Source organism: Nonomuraea insulae, from assembly GCF_042656245.1.
In genome coordinates this window covers 133787-147238 of sequence record NZ_JBHSPA010000037.1, presented here as the reverse complement: position 1 = coordinate 147238, position 13452 = coordinate 133787, and the positions used below count along the sequence as shown (strand labels likewise).

The 13452-nt window shown below is 64.5% G+C and carries 10 protein-coding genes; 5 read left to right on the top strand and 5 right to left on the bottom strand.

Translation table 11 applies throughout. The features are described 5' to 3' along the window. The first annotated feature begins 16 nt into the window (after nt 1–16). From ACFPZ3_RS31885 to ACFPZ3_RS31870, 4 genes are read left to right on the top strand one after another with little or no spacing between them, the layout of a single operon-like run. Nucleotides 17–1222, top strand: a complete 1206-nt coding sequence (locus ACFPZ3_RS31885; protein WP_379517989.1) for a hypothetical protein — start codon at nt 17–19, stop codon at nt 1220–1222. A 10-nt stretch (nt 1223–1232) separates the two neighbouring features. Next, nucleotides 1233–2081: a vWA domain-containing protein gene (locus tag ACFPZ3_RS31880; RefSeq protein ID WP_379517988.1), complete on the top strand. Its 849-nt coding sequence runs from the start codon at nt 1233–1235 to the stop codon at nt 2079–2081. A gap of 27 nt (nt 2082–2108) precedes the next feature. Then, nucleotides 2109–3509 (top strand): hypothetical protein, encoded by a 1401-nt coding sequence (locus ACFPZ3_RS31875; RefSeq protein WP_379517987.1) that lies wholly within the window; start codon nt 2109–2111, stop codon nt 3507–3509. A gap of 5 nt (nt 3510–3514) precedes the next feature. Next, nucleotides 3515–3922 (top strand): hypothetical protein, encoded by a 408-nt coding sequence (locus ACFPZ3_RS31870; RefSeq protein WP_379517986.1) that lies wholly within the window; start codon nt 3515–3517, stop codon nt 3920–3922. Between the two features lie 472 nt (nt 3923–4394). Here the strand turns inward: ACFPZ3_RS31870 and ACFPZ3_RS31865 are convergent, their stop codons facing one another. Together ACFPZ3_RS31865 and ACFPZ3_RS31860 are read right to left on the bottom strand one after the other, a co-directional pair. After that, complete coding sequence (locus ACFPZ3_RS31865; RefSeq protein ID WP_379518009.1) at nt 4395–4958, bottom strand: site-specific integrase; 564 nt, start codon at nt 4956–4958, stop codon at nt 4395–4397. After that, nucleotides 4852–5961, bottom strand: a complete 1110-nt coding sequence (locus ACFPZ3_RS31860) for a tyrosine-type recombinase/integrase (RefSeq protein ID WP_379517985.1) — start codon at nt 5959–5961, stop codon at nt 4852–4854. Before ACFPZ3_RS31860 ends, ACFPZ3_RS31865 begins: the two co-directional genes overlap by 107 nt. Nucleotides 5962–7122: 1161 nt before the next feature. On the opposite strand from ACFPZ3_RS31860, the gene ACFPZ3_RS31855 reads away from it, so the two are divergent. Then, nucleotides 7123–7590, top strand: coding sequence for a hypothetical protein (locus tag ACFPZ3_RS31855; protein ID WP_379517984.1), 468 nt, complete (start codon nt 7123–7125; stop codon nt 7588–7590). A 398-nt stretch (nt 7591–7988) separates the two neighbouring features. Here the strand turns inward: ACFPZ3_RS31855 and ACFPZ3_RS31850 are convergent, their stop codons facing one another. The 3 genes from ACFPZ3_RS31850 to ACFPZ3_RS31840 all read right to left on the bottom strand — a co-directional run bounded on the left by ACFPZ3_RS31850 (nt 7989) and on the right by ACFPZ3_RS31840 (nt 13386). Further along, the gene (locus tag ACFPZ3_RS31850; RefSeq protein WP_379517983.1) at nt 7989–8852 is read right to left on the bottom strand and encodes a hypothetical protein; all 864 of its coding nucleotides are present in this window, start codon (nt 8850–8852) and stop codon (nt 7989–7991) included. Between the two features lie 484 nt (nt 8853–9336). After that, nucleotides 9337–10320 (bottom strand): hypothetical protein, encoded by a 984-nt coding sequence (locus ACFPZ3_RS31845; protein WP_379517982.1) that lies wholly within the window; start codon nt 10318–10320, stop codon nt 9337–9339. A gap of 339 nt (nt 10321–10659) precedes the next feature. Next, nucleotides 10660–13386, bottom strand: a complete 2727-nt coding sequence (locus ACFPZ3_RS31840; protein WP_379517981.1) for a DEAD/DEAH box helicase — start codon at nt 13384–13386, stop codon at nt 10660–10662. Between the last annotated feature and the right edge of the window lie 66 nt (nt 13387–13452).

The window sequence follows — 13452 nt, the reverse complement described above, 5'->3', positions numbered from 1 at the left end:
GGGAGTCGAGCACACCATGACCGCAACTTCCACAACGCTCGGGCGCACGCGGCCGGGCCTCGGGCGGCGCGTGCTGGGCTGGTTCCGGCGCAACCGCTGGCACCCCCCCGAAGTGCCTCCGGTGAACGTCGTCGGTGGCTTCACCTTCACCACCCCCGCCCGCGACGACGCGTTCTCCTTCAGCGTGACCGTGAGGTGCTGCTGGTGCGCCAGCGGAGGGTACGACAGCGCAGCTCTGGAGCGGCTCATCGCCGAGCGCAGGCCACTAGACGAGCGCGTCATCCGCCGCGTCGTGCGCGGTGCCGCACGGGCGTACGAGCCGTACGACGCCAAGAGGGCCGAGGACGATGCGAACCAGGCCCTCGAGGACGAGGTCACCCGTTCGCTCGGCGCGGTGTCCAGAGACGACATGGCCGCGACCTGCTCAGCCTGGATCGAGCTCGATCTGGCCGAGCCGGTGCGCACCTTCCAGCAGCGAGAATGGCGGGCCAGGCTGGGCCTGGAGGCGCACCGCTCGACGTCGAAGCGCACTATTCAGACCCTTTCGGAGCTGCGCGACAGATGGCTGGTGTTCCTCGGCGCGGACCCCGCCGCTCTCACGAATGATTGGCGGGTCCCATTCGCGATCCGGCTGGCCGAGCAAGGGCAACAAGTAACCGAGACGGTGGCCAGCATGCACTGGCGGCGCCGGCGGGACGTCACCTTCGCGGTGAGCTTCTACAACGACGTCATCAAGCAGTACCGCAACGCCGGTCAGTACGAGTTCGCCAAGCAGGTCGAGGACACACTCAACAAGATGATCCAGGCATACAACCTGCCCCGCTACGACCTCGTGGGGGAGATGCTCCAGAGGGAACTCCTGCCGTACACCGAAAGCGATCCCATGGCGCACGTTTTCGGCCTGCGAAACGATCAGCACCCGGACGCCTCCGATCCGCAGCCCGAGATGTTCGGCACCAACTCGGGCGACGGCCGGACCAGCGGGGACAGGCCCGCGGACTTCTGGTATGAGGGCGAGGAGCTGGCAGAGGAACCCGACGATCAGGACGCCGAACAGCACGACGGGCCGCAACAGGGCGAGTCCGAAGAGGCGCCCGGCAGCCCGCCGGAGCAGGACGACGCCGACGACGGGCCCCACACAAGCCCGCTACCCCCTCACCCCACTGGGCACCCCGGCAACGGCCACGTGCCCTCGCCCCGACCGGACGACGAGAGCTCGTGAGAGGAAGATGATGACCGTTCAGCAAGCCTGGTGGCGCGGGATCTACCCTCCACTGGCCGTGGCCGCGATGGCCACGATGTCCCTCAGCGCCTGCGTGAGCACGGAGCCGAACCTTCTGAACGCGGGTGGCGACTCGTGCGGGGTCATGGCGAAGCCGACGGCCGCACTGCCGACGGCCACGATTCACGCCATCCTGATCGATCGGTCCGGTTCCACGGAGGCCGATGACCCCGCCGCGTTCGTCCCGGACTGGGCGGCCAGCCTGCGCGCGGTGATTCCCATCGGAGACGGTGCGAAATACCTCATCGCGCCGTTCGCGAGCGGCCGTCATCTGTCCTGGCCGGACACACCGCTGGTCGCGCCACAGATCAGGGGCACCAGCAGGAAACAGGCTCCGATCAGGGCTGCCGTGACGGATTGCCTCGCTGAGCAAATGGAGCGCACGGTGCTCAAGCCCGGGGTACGGAAAAGGACCGACATCCTGGGGGCGCTCTACGCGGCCGGTACGCAACTAGTCAGCATGCCGGGCACGGCCAAGCACATCTACGTGGCCACCGACGGCTACCCGAGTGAGGGCTGCGCACAAGTGAAGATCGGCCGGGAGCTGACCGGCGACGACATCGCCCGGATCGTCGAGGGCTGCCGCTCCGAGCTACCGCAGAACCTGCGCGGTATCACCATCACGATCGTCGGCCTCGGTACGTCCTCCAGCAAGATGCACGCCGCGCGGCCCGGCGCCATCGCCTCTCTCGCCCGGCTCTGGGACGCGCTCTGCCGTCAGATGACCCAGACCTGCACAGTGCGAACCGGGGCTCCGACCGATGACGTCCCCACCCCGGCCGCCAAGGCCGCCGGCTAGCTGGATCGGAGAGCAGAACCAATGGTCATGATGGACGAGCATTCGCGTTCGGCGGTGCCCAGGGACCGCACGCGAAAAGCCGCTCCCGCCTACTGCAGCGACGGTTGCCGCTGTGCGCTGTGGGAGAACCTTCAGGACGACCCCGTTCCGGGCGCCGAGCAGCCCGCCGGACCGCGCGAGCACCACCCTGACCCGGCCGTGCTCAGCTACGCGGAGACGTGCGCGCTGATGGGCGGTACGCAGACCGGCCTGCGGCGCCTGCTGGAGGCGGCCGACACCATGCGTGAGCGCAGAGACAGCCTCATCAAGGCCCACCACGGTGCCACCATGGCGTTACACACCTACGAGACGTTCGTGACCGAAGGGCGGCATGCACACCTTGTGGGGCGTGCTTGCCAGGCCGAACGGGCGCGCACCGAACGGATCACGGCGGCGCCTCCTGTGTGGCTGCGCATCTGCCGCTGGCCGGCGATCGTAATGATCGGGGCATTCGATGTGTGGTTCTTTCAGCAGTACTTCCTTGACATCGGCTACAACGGCACGGACGGGGATCCCGGCTGGGTACAGAGCGCAATCGCACTGGTGCCGGGCCTAGCAGTGGTGTTCATGATCCTGCTGAGTGCCACCCTGATCGGTGGTCTCACCCGCAGACTCGCTAGGCAGTCCGGCGGAGGTGACCGGCTCCTGAGCCTGCTGCGTTGGCTGGTGCCGGTGGGCTACCTCGCGGTGGTGCTGGCCATGATCGGCTACTTCGCCTATCTGAGGGCCTACGAGTCGTTCTCTTTCGAGCTGGGCGTGCGCGTGACGGCGGAGCAGCAGGTCCTGCTGATTGCAGGGTTGATCGGTCTGCTCACACTGACCTCCATCCTGATGAAGATCAAGGGGGACGATCCGGAGGCCGATGCCGTGCTCACGGCCAGGCTGCGCAGACGCCGCAGCGACCGGTTGTGCACTAAGGTCCAGAACGAGGTGAAGGCCGCCCTGGCCAGGCTGAGCGGAGCGTACTCCGACCTGCGCGCGACGCGAGACGAAGGGCTCAGCCGCTTCCGCGAGGAGATGCTGGAGGCTTACCGGCGTGGCATCCTCGAACCCCGGGCGCTGCACCGCCCCGGAACTGAGGTTCCGCCCGCGTTGACCCTGCCCCCCATCCTGCACGACACCACGCGGGCGAACGGGTCGAGTCCGGCCGGGGGCGCCGCGGCCCGCGAGTACGCCCTGCTCCTGGACGACTCTCTTGTGGACGGTGCGGGGCCGCTGCTTCCCGAGTTCGAAGACATCCGGCAGCCCCGGCCATCGCTGGGACCTCTCCCTGAGATCTGCCGGGTGCTGGCGGTCTCCGATCCCGGGCCGCTGCTGGAGCAGTGGACACGGCTGGATGAACGACTCAACACCGACATTGCCCGGCTTTCGGCCGTTCAGAACGGGTGACGCCGGTGGGGGAGTGGGCCAAGCTGATCGAATCGCTCGCTGGGCTGGTGACTGCGGTCGCCTGGCCGGTCGCAGCTGTCATGGCAGTGCGACTGCTTCTCAGCAGGCACCGCGCCGCGTTCGAGCGGTTGCTCGACCGGATTCAGGCCGTCTCGTATCCGGGTGGGCAGATCGACCTGGCAATCACGGAGGCCGATCAACGAGCGCAGGTGGAGGAATTGGCTGAGCGACTGGCTGCGCCGGAGACCGACGTGGCCCGGCGCCGGCTACTGGCCCGCCGTGCCGTCGAACAGGCCGAGCATCTCGGCAGGCTGCGGGAAGCCACGTGGTGGGGAGCAAGATATCTGGAGGACAGTACGCCGTCGCTGCGAGTGCGGCAGGCGATACGGGCCGCCATGGGACGACGATCTTAGTAGTCTGTCCGTGGGCATGGTCAGGAGCGGCGTGCATGTGGTGAAGGGCGTGCGCGGCTGGCGGGCACAGCGATCCCGTGGCGTGCGGGATGCCGCCGTGCTCGGTGCGTGCTCGTACGCCCCGGCACGTGTCGTCAGCACCTGGCACTGTCTGACACACAATGTGCGCGGATGCGGCAGGAATTACCACCAACCGGCACGGTGCGATACTAAAGGATCTTGCTTCTAATCCGACGGTCGCAGGTTCGAATCCTGCAGGGCGCGCTTTGATCATGTCCTGACCTGCGGTGATGCGGGATCGGATGCGTTCTAGAATTTTCCTCTGGCGTTTGTGTGCTCCGTGCGTGCTCGGTTGCACCAACCCCGCACATACCATGATCCATTCGGCATCTCCGACTGCTGCGGGAAGAGCAGCGGCCCCGCCTCGCCGCGAGCAGGCGGCGAATGCGGGGCCGGATGCTTAATCCGACTGTCAGCTCCTCAGCGAGATGAGTTTCCCTGGCTCGGCCTGGTCTTCCTCGCCGAACAGCAGGGCAGCGGTCTTCTCGGCCGCTGCCGAGGCCACCTGCGGGTAGACGGAGGTGTAGGTGTCGGCGGTGAACGCACTCGAGGTGTGGCCCAGCGTTTCCTGCACCACCTTCATCTCCACCCCTGCCGCCAGCATCAGCGAGGCGGCGCCGTGGCGCAGGTCATGCAACCGGATCGGCGGGAGCCCCGCAAGGTATGCCAGCCAGAGAAACTGGTCGGAGACGTGCTGGGGATGCAGGCGGCTGCCGTCGGGCTGGGTGAACACGAAGTCGGTGTTCGTCCATGCCTCGCCCATGGCCAGCCGTTCCTGCAGTTGCTGCTGCCGGTGGACGCGCAGCACCCGGGCGGTGTCGGTGTCCAGGGCGATGGTCCGTACCGAGGCGTCGGTCTTCGGAGTGCCCTCATGAACCTGCCAGGCCAGCTGCACGAGCTGCCAGTTCACCGTCAGGGCATGGCCGTCGAGATCGACCTCCTTCCAGCGCAGCCCGCACGCCTCGCCCCGGCGCAGCCCGCGCAGCGCGATCAGCTGGTAGAGGGCGAACAGACGGTGAGCCTTGGCTTCTTGGAGGAACCGGCGGGTGTGCGCGGGCGTCCACACCATGACCGGGGAGGGACGCGGCACGCTGGTGTAGGCGTCGATCGGATCGACCCGCCGCCCGCCCCGGCGCTGCTTCTCCGTCTCCCGGGTAGCTGCGGTAGTCCTGCTGCCAGGCGCGCACCCGGTCCTCGGTCCACACCACAGGTCTGGGCCGGGTCTTGGCTGGCATCTCCAGCACGGCGGCGGGGTTGAAGTCGATCAGCCGGTCCTGCCGCATCGCCATGTTCAACGCGTGGCGCAGGGTGGCGCGGATGTTGTGCATCGTGGTGACGCTGATCGGCCGCCGGTACTTGACGCTGGCGCGCACCTGCGGGTCGGAGTCGGCGCGGCCTTCGGCGATGGTGTCGTTGAACTCCTCGATCTGCTCGAACATCAACGCGATGTCACTGACCTTGAGCTGCTCCAACCGTAGCCGCCCGAGATAGGGGGTGAGGTAGAGGCGGATGTGGCCCTCGTAGGAGCGGCGGGTGGTCTCCTCGATCTTCCGCTTGCGGTTGAGGAACTCCGTCAGCCACTGTTCGACGGTGATCTCCTGGGTCAGATGCTGCCCGGTCTTGATCTTGCGGCGGATCGTTTCCGCGTTCGGGAGCGTGTCAGTCTCGGCCAGCGTGCGTTTGATCAGGTCGGCGATCTGGGTGCGGGTGGCGGGTTCGCGCGGGTCGGCCAGCGCGAGCAGGTCGCGCACCTGGCCGAGTTCGTCCTTGGCGGCGTCCTGAGTGGCGAAGCCGCCGCGGCGCAGCGGGCCGCGCCGCTTGCCGTCGGGTCCGGGTGGGAGTTCGATCTGGTAGTTCCAGATACCGTGCCGGTAGCTCCACCCGCCGTCGGCGCGGCGCAGCTTCGGGCATTGCTGCCCGAGCGCCTTGCCGTCGTCGTCCCGGCAGGAGCAGCGTTTGAACGCGCGTCCTTCAGCCATCGTGTGTTCTGTCCTTTTCTCTTTGGTGCTTGTCGATGGGGATCGGCGGGGCGGTGAGCGAGATGGCGCTCGGCGCAGGGTGCTGCACCTGGTCCCGAAGCGGCGGGCGAAGGAACTGGTCGCTCCGGCCGAGGGCGGACCTTGGCCGGTTCTGTTTCGAGCGCTTATCCCGCGATTCCCTGTCGGCCACGGCCCCGGGCGATCGCTGAATGTGGGTCACGCACGGCCCTGTCGCCCATGCCGCCGTGCGTACGGCGTGAGCCCAGGGATGGTCGTGGCCCTGTCCGGCGCGGCGCGTTGCGGCGGGCGCGGTCAGGCGAGCACGCGCGTGGTCGTCATCCGTCGCATCGATGGCCGTGCCGGACAGGGGGTATCGACACCCACCTGGATGGCGATGGTCAAGCCGAATCCGACGGTCAACGCCGGGCCGGGGCACCGGCGGCCTCCGAACGGTGTCGCCGCCATCTCACCGCGCATCGCCTCTCGCAGGCGCCGCAGAGAAAGGCGGGCCCGACTGTGCAGGTGTGCACCGGAGCCGTGGAGGCGAGATGAGGCAGCCGTTTCCGGCACGTCGGCCCGGAATGGCCGCGCGGTTGCTGCTGATGTGTTTCATCGGTCGGCGGTTGGGCGCCGTCGGCCGTGTTGGGCGGTATGGCTCGCGGTCGCGTTGCACAGCGGACGATGTGATTCGGTCGTGTTGTGGTGAGGTGTGTCATGTTGGTGCGGCCCGATCACCCGGCCACCTGATCCCTGTCACCTTTCTAAATACCTGTGACCAGGCACGAATTCGGACAGCAGGCTAAGCAAAGGATTGACCATGCTTGCCGGACAGGGCATACGTATCCGGTGCGCACTCATCGTCCCCGACCGGCGGTCGGCTGCCTCTGATCTGGGAAGAGGCCACGACCAGGCATGCAAGTTGGAGCGATGAGGGTGGGGAGTTGGCGCCTGCGGATTAAAAGGTGACAGATTCAATGCCGATCCGTGCTTAGAAATGTTACATCGTTCCACTGTAGCCGTTTTGGGCGCTTTCGAAATGCCCAATAATGCACCCCCGTGATTGCGCGTGCGGAGGCCGAGGAGCACCACCGAGCAACCGGTACGGGAATTGCATGACCATTCAATTTGTGACGGTTTTGACGACTCAGCTTTGCCTATAAAATGCGGCCGGGAGAGGCCTCTCGCCCTTCGCGGCCAAGGACGAACTGGCCATCGACCTGCCCGGCGAGGCCTGCGCCGACGACGTACGCCTGGACTTCGTGGGCCGGAGACGAGGTCTACGGCGCCTGCACCCGGCTGTGCACCTTCCTGGACGAACGCGGCCAGGCCTACGTCCTGCGCATCCGCGCCACCTTTATCCTCGGCGGCGGCACCTGCCTGACCTGCGAACAGATCGTGGCCAAGTACGTACTTGCGGCAAAACGCAAGTGGACCGTCCGCTCGGCCGGGGCCGGTTCCAAAGGCGAACGCACCTACGCCTGGGCCTGGATTGCCTCCGCCAGCCCCGCCCACTACCTGCTCATCCGCAAGCACCGCACCACCGGCGAACTCGCCTTCCACTACTGCTTCGTCCCCGACGACCAGTCTGCCAGGCTGCCCCGCCTGATCGCCGCCGCAGGGCGTAGATAGCGGTGGAGGAGAGTTTCGAGGCCGGCAAGAGCCTGTTTGGCCTGGATGAATCCCAGGTCCGTCTCTATGAGGCTCTCATGCGGCACCTCGTGCTTGTCATGGCTGCCCTGCCCGTCTGGTGACCAGCGCCGCAGTCGCCCGGCACCGCACCAATACCCAGGCCATGGCCCCAGCCACCCCAATGAACAGCCGCCCGAGGGTCCCGGTCTGATCCCGCTGACGGTCGCCAAGATCAAGCACCTGTTCAACGCCGCCACCACCCGTACGCCGTCACCGGAACACGCCGCGCATTGGCCAGCCTGGAGATGACGTCATCAAGCACGTGCCCGATGGTTCCATCATCGAGCCCGCCTGACCACCGCATATATCCAGGTCAGCTAACAAATGGCGGTTGCCTACTAGGCGGCTGCCCATTCTTCCATAACTATCGCAGTCGCCCTTATGCATCGATTTACAGTCTCGTTGAACGTAGCGGTGTTGTGTGACGGAAAATAGATGGGAATCAGGCCAAAGAGCGGCTCAGATACATCAATCTTCGCAACTTCGACGCGCGAATCCAAACTATAGTGGGCAAGGATATTGCGGAACGGCCTTACGGCAGGGTCAAGAATCAGTTCCACTTCTGGAGTTTGTGTTATTTTGTTTATAGACCTCGCGGATCGTTCCGTGAGATCGCGAGGTCTCTCATCGGAAAGAATCCGTAGGCTGCGCAGTACGTGATACAGAGTCAGGTACCGTATTTTAAATACGGTGTACTCGATTCCTCGAGTGTCATCGCTAGCGCCAATGACCGAATCGACAAAATTTATCATCCCGCGAAATACGGTCAATAAGGCGTTAAGGTCTGGGGTGTCTTCACCATTGAAGACGCGACGGTAGTATCTGTCTGCCCGCACGTCATCAGGCCATCTATTGAAATTCTCGGAGTCCAGGCAACTGACGAAAGTATCGATATGTGCGCCAGTGTCTGCCTCTGAAGCTCCGAAGTAACGTCCATACTCCTCATAGATTGAGTGCAGGTAGACACCTGATCCATCTGTGAGAAGCGTAACCGGATCCACGCCTAGATGAAATGTAGCGGAATGTGTTGTGGTGATAAGTTTCCCGCCATAGCTAAAGAGTCCCAAATCTGTCTCGAGGAAGAGCGCCAGCTGCGGCTGTGCATGGCCGAGAAATAAGTCGGAATGGGCGGGAAATATTTTATCACGAAAGTAGTCTAGTTGTCCCTCGACCTTTCGCTCAGTGTCTTCGAACAGCTTCAAGCTATGACGCGAGCGTTCCACGATCGACCGGGCGTCCTCCGAAAACAACGAGGGCAGTGTCGGGTCGAGTGCCCTGATCTTCTTGTACGACTCGTGTACAAATAGAGATAAGTAAGGGGCCATGCATAGAGCGATGACTCCCTGAAATGCTGTAGATCTCAGACTGTTCAAATTACGTGCGAAACGCACAGAGTACTTTAAGTCGTTTGTTATTCCTGCCCTTAAAACGTCACTTTCCATACTCATGGCCTATTCCTCACTTCTCTGACGTTCTTGCCTAGCATCATGTGCTTCGTATTAATCATGAACCATGGAAGGGTCCGAGTCGCCGAACCATAATAAGTCTAGTAGCGCGCGGCACGAGGTCGGAGCGTCACTGGATGGCGGGGTCGATAAACAACCTGCCGTGATTCATCTCAGATGCGACCCGTGACTACGTGGCGACAATGCATCCACTACGTCCTATCGTTCGGATGGGCTTGAGCTACTCCACAGGATCGCCAACATCCAGATACACCTGATGGTCTTCGGTTAGGCGCCCCTGAATGCCCAGGCGACCCCACGCCTCGACGATGCCCCGCCCGCTATCTTGTAGCGCTCGGTCCACGTCTCCGAACTCCGCCAGCGGCGGGATCATCACGGCGCCCTCCAGGACGCGGCGTATGGGAGTCCACATCGGGGCGAGATAGCGTTCCACTGCGGGGTGAGCCCGGAAGCGATCAAGCGTGGGAGGCTGCCCGCTCGCCAGAGCGACGGCCTCTGCATGGCCGATCAGCGTCAATACCTGATCGGCCTCATTCACCAGCTTGCCGAACATTGCACCCAGGTCGATCTTCCAATTGCGATAGGCCTCGACCAGGTCAGGCCATCCAGGATGTACTCTACTGTCGAGAATCCCGGCAAGCGCGTCAAAGTAGCCATCCCCATATGCATCTCCTAAGTGCATGGGCCTGCGCGAGCCATCGACGTCCAGGGTGACTGTGTTGAGCACCACGTTGGAAAGCAGGTCACAACGGAATTCATCCGCAGCTTCAAAGGCGAGGATGGCAGCCGTCTCCTCGGGCGTCTGATCCCGGGTAGGTCGAGCTGGACGAGTACCAGCAGCGGTCCGGAGACGGCCCTGCAGCACGTGGCCATATTCATGGGTGGCTAGATGGACTATATCCACAACGTCCATATCGGCCGCAGCATCCAAAATGACCACGGTATTGGAGTAGTCACGTACCTGAGGAAGGGTTTTGCCTGCGACCATGCCTCCGAGCCGTTCGGCGTGAAATCCGGGTTCGCCGTATCGGGCAATGGACGCGCTCATATTGCAGGACAACACCACGGTGAGTGAGAACGGGGGAACCGACAGTTCTTCCGCACGCTCCGCCACCAACGCGTGGATTCGCTCGATTACGGGAAAGTAATGGGCCGCCGGACCGTACTCGTGAAGGAGGGTGAGTTGATAAGCTTCAGTCATCACCAGTTCGGCCTCTCGATGATCAGCTTCAGCGGGTTATAAGGCTTTGGCCTTGATCAGTTGATCCTTGGTTTCAGCTCGGCCGTTCGTGGGCGCTGGACAAAGCTTTCTGGCTAGCAATCAGAATTGCCCGCGAAGTGGGTCAGCGGGTTCTCCAGCTACCGTGAGGCTGATAGAGGCAGTCGACTGTGGACAGCGGCCCAGGCCGAGGTTCGGGAGGCGGGACGGGAGTCGGTTCCCGGGACCCGGTCTGAAGAGGACTGGTCTCGGTGAAGTGTTCCCCGAGCTGGCGAAAAAGTAGCAGATCATCCGTCGTACCGTCTGCGGTTCTCGATCGCTGGGCTAGGTTCCACAAGCTGAGCACTCGTAGCGGAGACCGATCCTGCCGCGTCGGTCCCGCTCGTAGCGGATCAGCATGCGGCGGCAACGGCCGCAGTCGTCACCAAATTGCCCGCTGCCTGGAGCTCCGGCGCCAGGACGGCGACGCTGTGCCCGTCGTGCGGCATCCGCGAAGGCGCGATGCTCGGTTCGGAGCACCACTCCGGGGTTCGATCCGAGCAGCGACTCCGATGAGGACCAGACGACATCGCCGACGATAGCGCTGGATTCGAGGATAGGCAGACAAGCGCGGATGTTGACGCCTTCCCTCCTGGCCTGAAGGGCTTCAACGGGTAGGTAGCCATCCTTATCAGGCTCAACCCAGATCGTGGCTCTTTCCGCAAGAGAGGAGAGCTCGGGCAGGAGCGACGGCAGGGCACGCAAGGAGCCGCGGGGCAGCCACATATCGACCGTGGCAGCCTGTTTGATGTCGTCTCGCAGTCGCTCTACCAGCTCATCTTCGATGAGCTCGGTCCTCTCTCCGCAAAGGGTCGCACGCCATGGCAGGAGCGTTGCCTGATCAAGGAGATTTGAGAAGAACGTCCACACCGGATCGCGAGCAGCGGCCCGCTTGTGGAGAGTCTCCAGCGCACCGATCACCACAAGGTGGTCACGTGCCCGGCTTGCGGCCACGTTGAGCAAGCGCGCCCCTTCGCTGCCGGCGTGGCCTTCGGTGAACCACCGGTTGAGCGGGGTAACTCCACGCCCGCTGTCCACTGTGTCGTAGACGACGATGTCCCTTTCGCCACCTTGGAAGCGATGAACTGTGGAAGCCGCCCAGTCCTTCAGGCGAGTCTCGGGCAGGAGCGATTCCAGCAGGCGTGCCTGCGGGGCAAAGGGCGTGATGAGGCCAAGATCCTGGGCCGTCGCAGTGGCGTCGGCTGAGAGCCCCGCGATCAGCTGGGCGTGGGCGAGGTTGTAGCGAGACAGGCTGCCCTGCCTCCGCGCGGTGCGGCTCCTCATACGCGAGGTGTCCACGATCATGAGCTCTGCCTTCGCCCACGACGCCTTGCTTCGCGTGGCTCTGGCCGCCGTGGCGGGCGCCGTTGAAAGCCGCCTGTCGTAGAAGGCTGTGCTGACGAGGTCGCCGATGCTCTGGCGCATTCGATACTGTTCAGTCAGGGTGGCCAAGCGGGGCGGGTCCCTTCTCTCCGACACAGCCGCAGGGATGCCCGCCTTCTCGAACGGGCTGCGGCACAGCCATTCCTGTACCTCTTCGGTGTCGGCGATGACGACCGGTGGTAACTGCCGGAAGTCACCCGCGATGATGGTGTGGCCCCTCCCGGCTCCGGCGACCAGCATGGTGAGGGCGGCTGTGGTCATGCTCGCCTCGTCGAGAACGACGACGTCGAAGGTGAGGTGCTTGAGGGTCTCCAACGCGAGCTGGTGAGCAGTTGCCGCCACCACAGTGGCTTCCCGGCAGACCTGCCGCCGCACTCGAACGAGTTCGCTGTCCAATTCGCGCAGGAGCGCCTGCAATTCAGCGATCTGTGTCTCCAGCCGCAGCCGTCTGGTCTCCTCCGCCCGGTCCAGGTCTCGCCGCTTGAGCGTGTCCAGATCCTTGCGGTGTTCACGCAGTTGGCGGCCTGCCTCAACACGACGCTGGGCCAGAGGAGCACCCCGAGCGGCAGCGATCTCGTCGACGAGAACGCTGCGGACAAGGGAGGGGTCGGCCGGTTGGCCGATACGGGCGAGCCCTCCGTCGGTGAGGGTGGGCAGGCGCCTGAGCACGGCCTGGATGGCCACGTCCAGAGCGGCGTTGGTGGGTGCCGCCAGCAGGACGCGCCGCTTGCGAGCACACAGCTCGGCGATGAGGGCGGCGATGGTCGTCGTCTTGCCGGTGCCCGGCGGGCCCCAAAGCCAGGTCAAGCCAGGATCTAGTGCGATCTGAACGGCTGCTCGCTGCCCCTGGTTGAGGCCTGGGGGGCCTACTGGTTTCGTAAGGGAAGCGGGTGTTCCGGGTTCGGGTGGGGTCACCGCCGCTAGAGCGGCCACGGCGTGGAAGCCGGGCCCACCCTGGACCAGTTCGTTGAGCCGCTTGCTCTGCTCGGTCAGCAGCCAGGACAGATCCATGCGGAGGGTCGCCTCGGCTGTAACCGGCGCATCCGATGGCATGGACAGAGTGACGACGCTGCCGAACACTGACACGATCTCCACCTTGAACGGCTGGTTCTTGATGATCAAGGTGGCGGGAGTGCCTTCGGCGGCGCCTATCTCACCCTGCGCTTCGAAGCGTCTCAGCCGACCCGCGGACTCGGCGGTCGCGATCAGCGGTACGTCCGTCTGGACCCTGCGTTTGGAGACCGCTGTCAGCTCGTGGCGGAGCGCGGTTGCCGCTTGCCTGGCCGCCTCGGGCCATCCCGGCGGTACCGGCCCTGCCGGAGGCACGGGCTCGTACGCGGGCAGGCCAAGCGACATGGCGAGCCGCTTCGCCTCGGTGGCGGCCCGGTCTTCAATCGAACCCCAGAAGGCGGGGCGCTCGGCCTGCGGCTCCGCCCATCCTCGCGGCACCCACATGTCGTCTCGCAGGTCGGCGAGGCCGTGGGTGGCACACGTCTCCCATAACACCCCCTTGTCGATCCGGAGCCCAGCCCGATGGACGATCTCGAGAAGCTCGTTTCCGGACACAGGTCCATTCGTCAGAGCCGCCTGCACGACGGTGACGACGTTGGGTTTTCCACGTCCTGCCATAGGTGAACTCCAGTCAGTTGGTGCGGATATCGGCATGGCGTCGCCGAGACAGCGATTCAGGTCGTG

Excerpts from the sequence above, each read along its gene's own strand:
- ACFPZ3_RS31860 (WP_379517985.1), bottom strand. The coding sequence starts at position 5,961 with ATGGCTGAAGGACGCGCGTTCAAACGCTGCTCCTGCCGGGACGACGAC.
- ACFPZ3_RS31880 (WP_379517988.1), top strand. The coding sequence starts at position 1,233 with ATGACCGTTCAGCAAGCCTGGTGGCGCGGGATCTACCCTCCACTGGCC.
- ACFPZ3_RS31840 (WP_379517981.1), bottom strand. The coding sequence starts at position 13,386 with ATGGCAGGACGTGGAAAACCCAACGTCGTCACCGTCGTGCAGGCGGCT.
- ACFPZ3_RS31875 (WP_379517987.1), top strand. The coding sequence starts at position 2,109 with ATGATGGACGAGCATTCGCGTTCGGCGGTGCCCAGGGACCGCACGCGA.
- ACFPZ3_RS31885 (WP_379517989.1), top strand. The coding sequence starts at position 17 with ATGACCGCAACTTCCACAACGCTCGGGCGCACGCGGCCGGGCCTCGGG.
- ACFPZ3_RS31855 (WP_379517984.1), top strand. The coding sequence starts at position 7,123 with ATGCGGCCGGGAGAGGCCTCTCGCCCTTCGCGGCCAAGGACGAACTGG.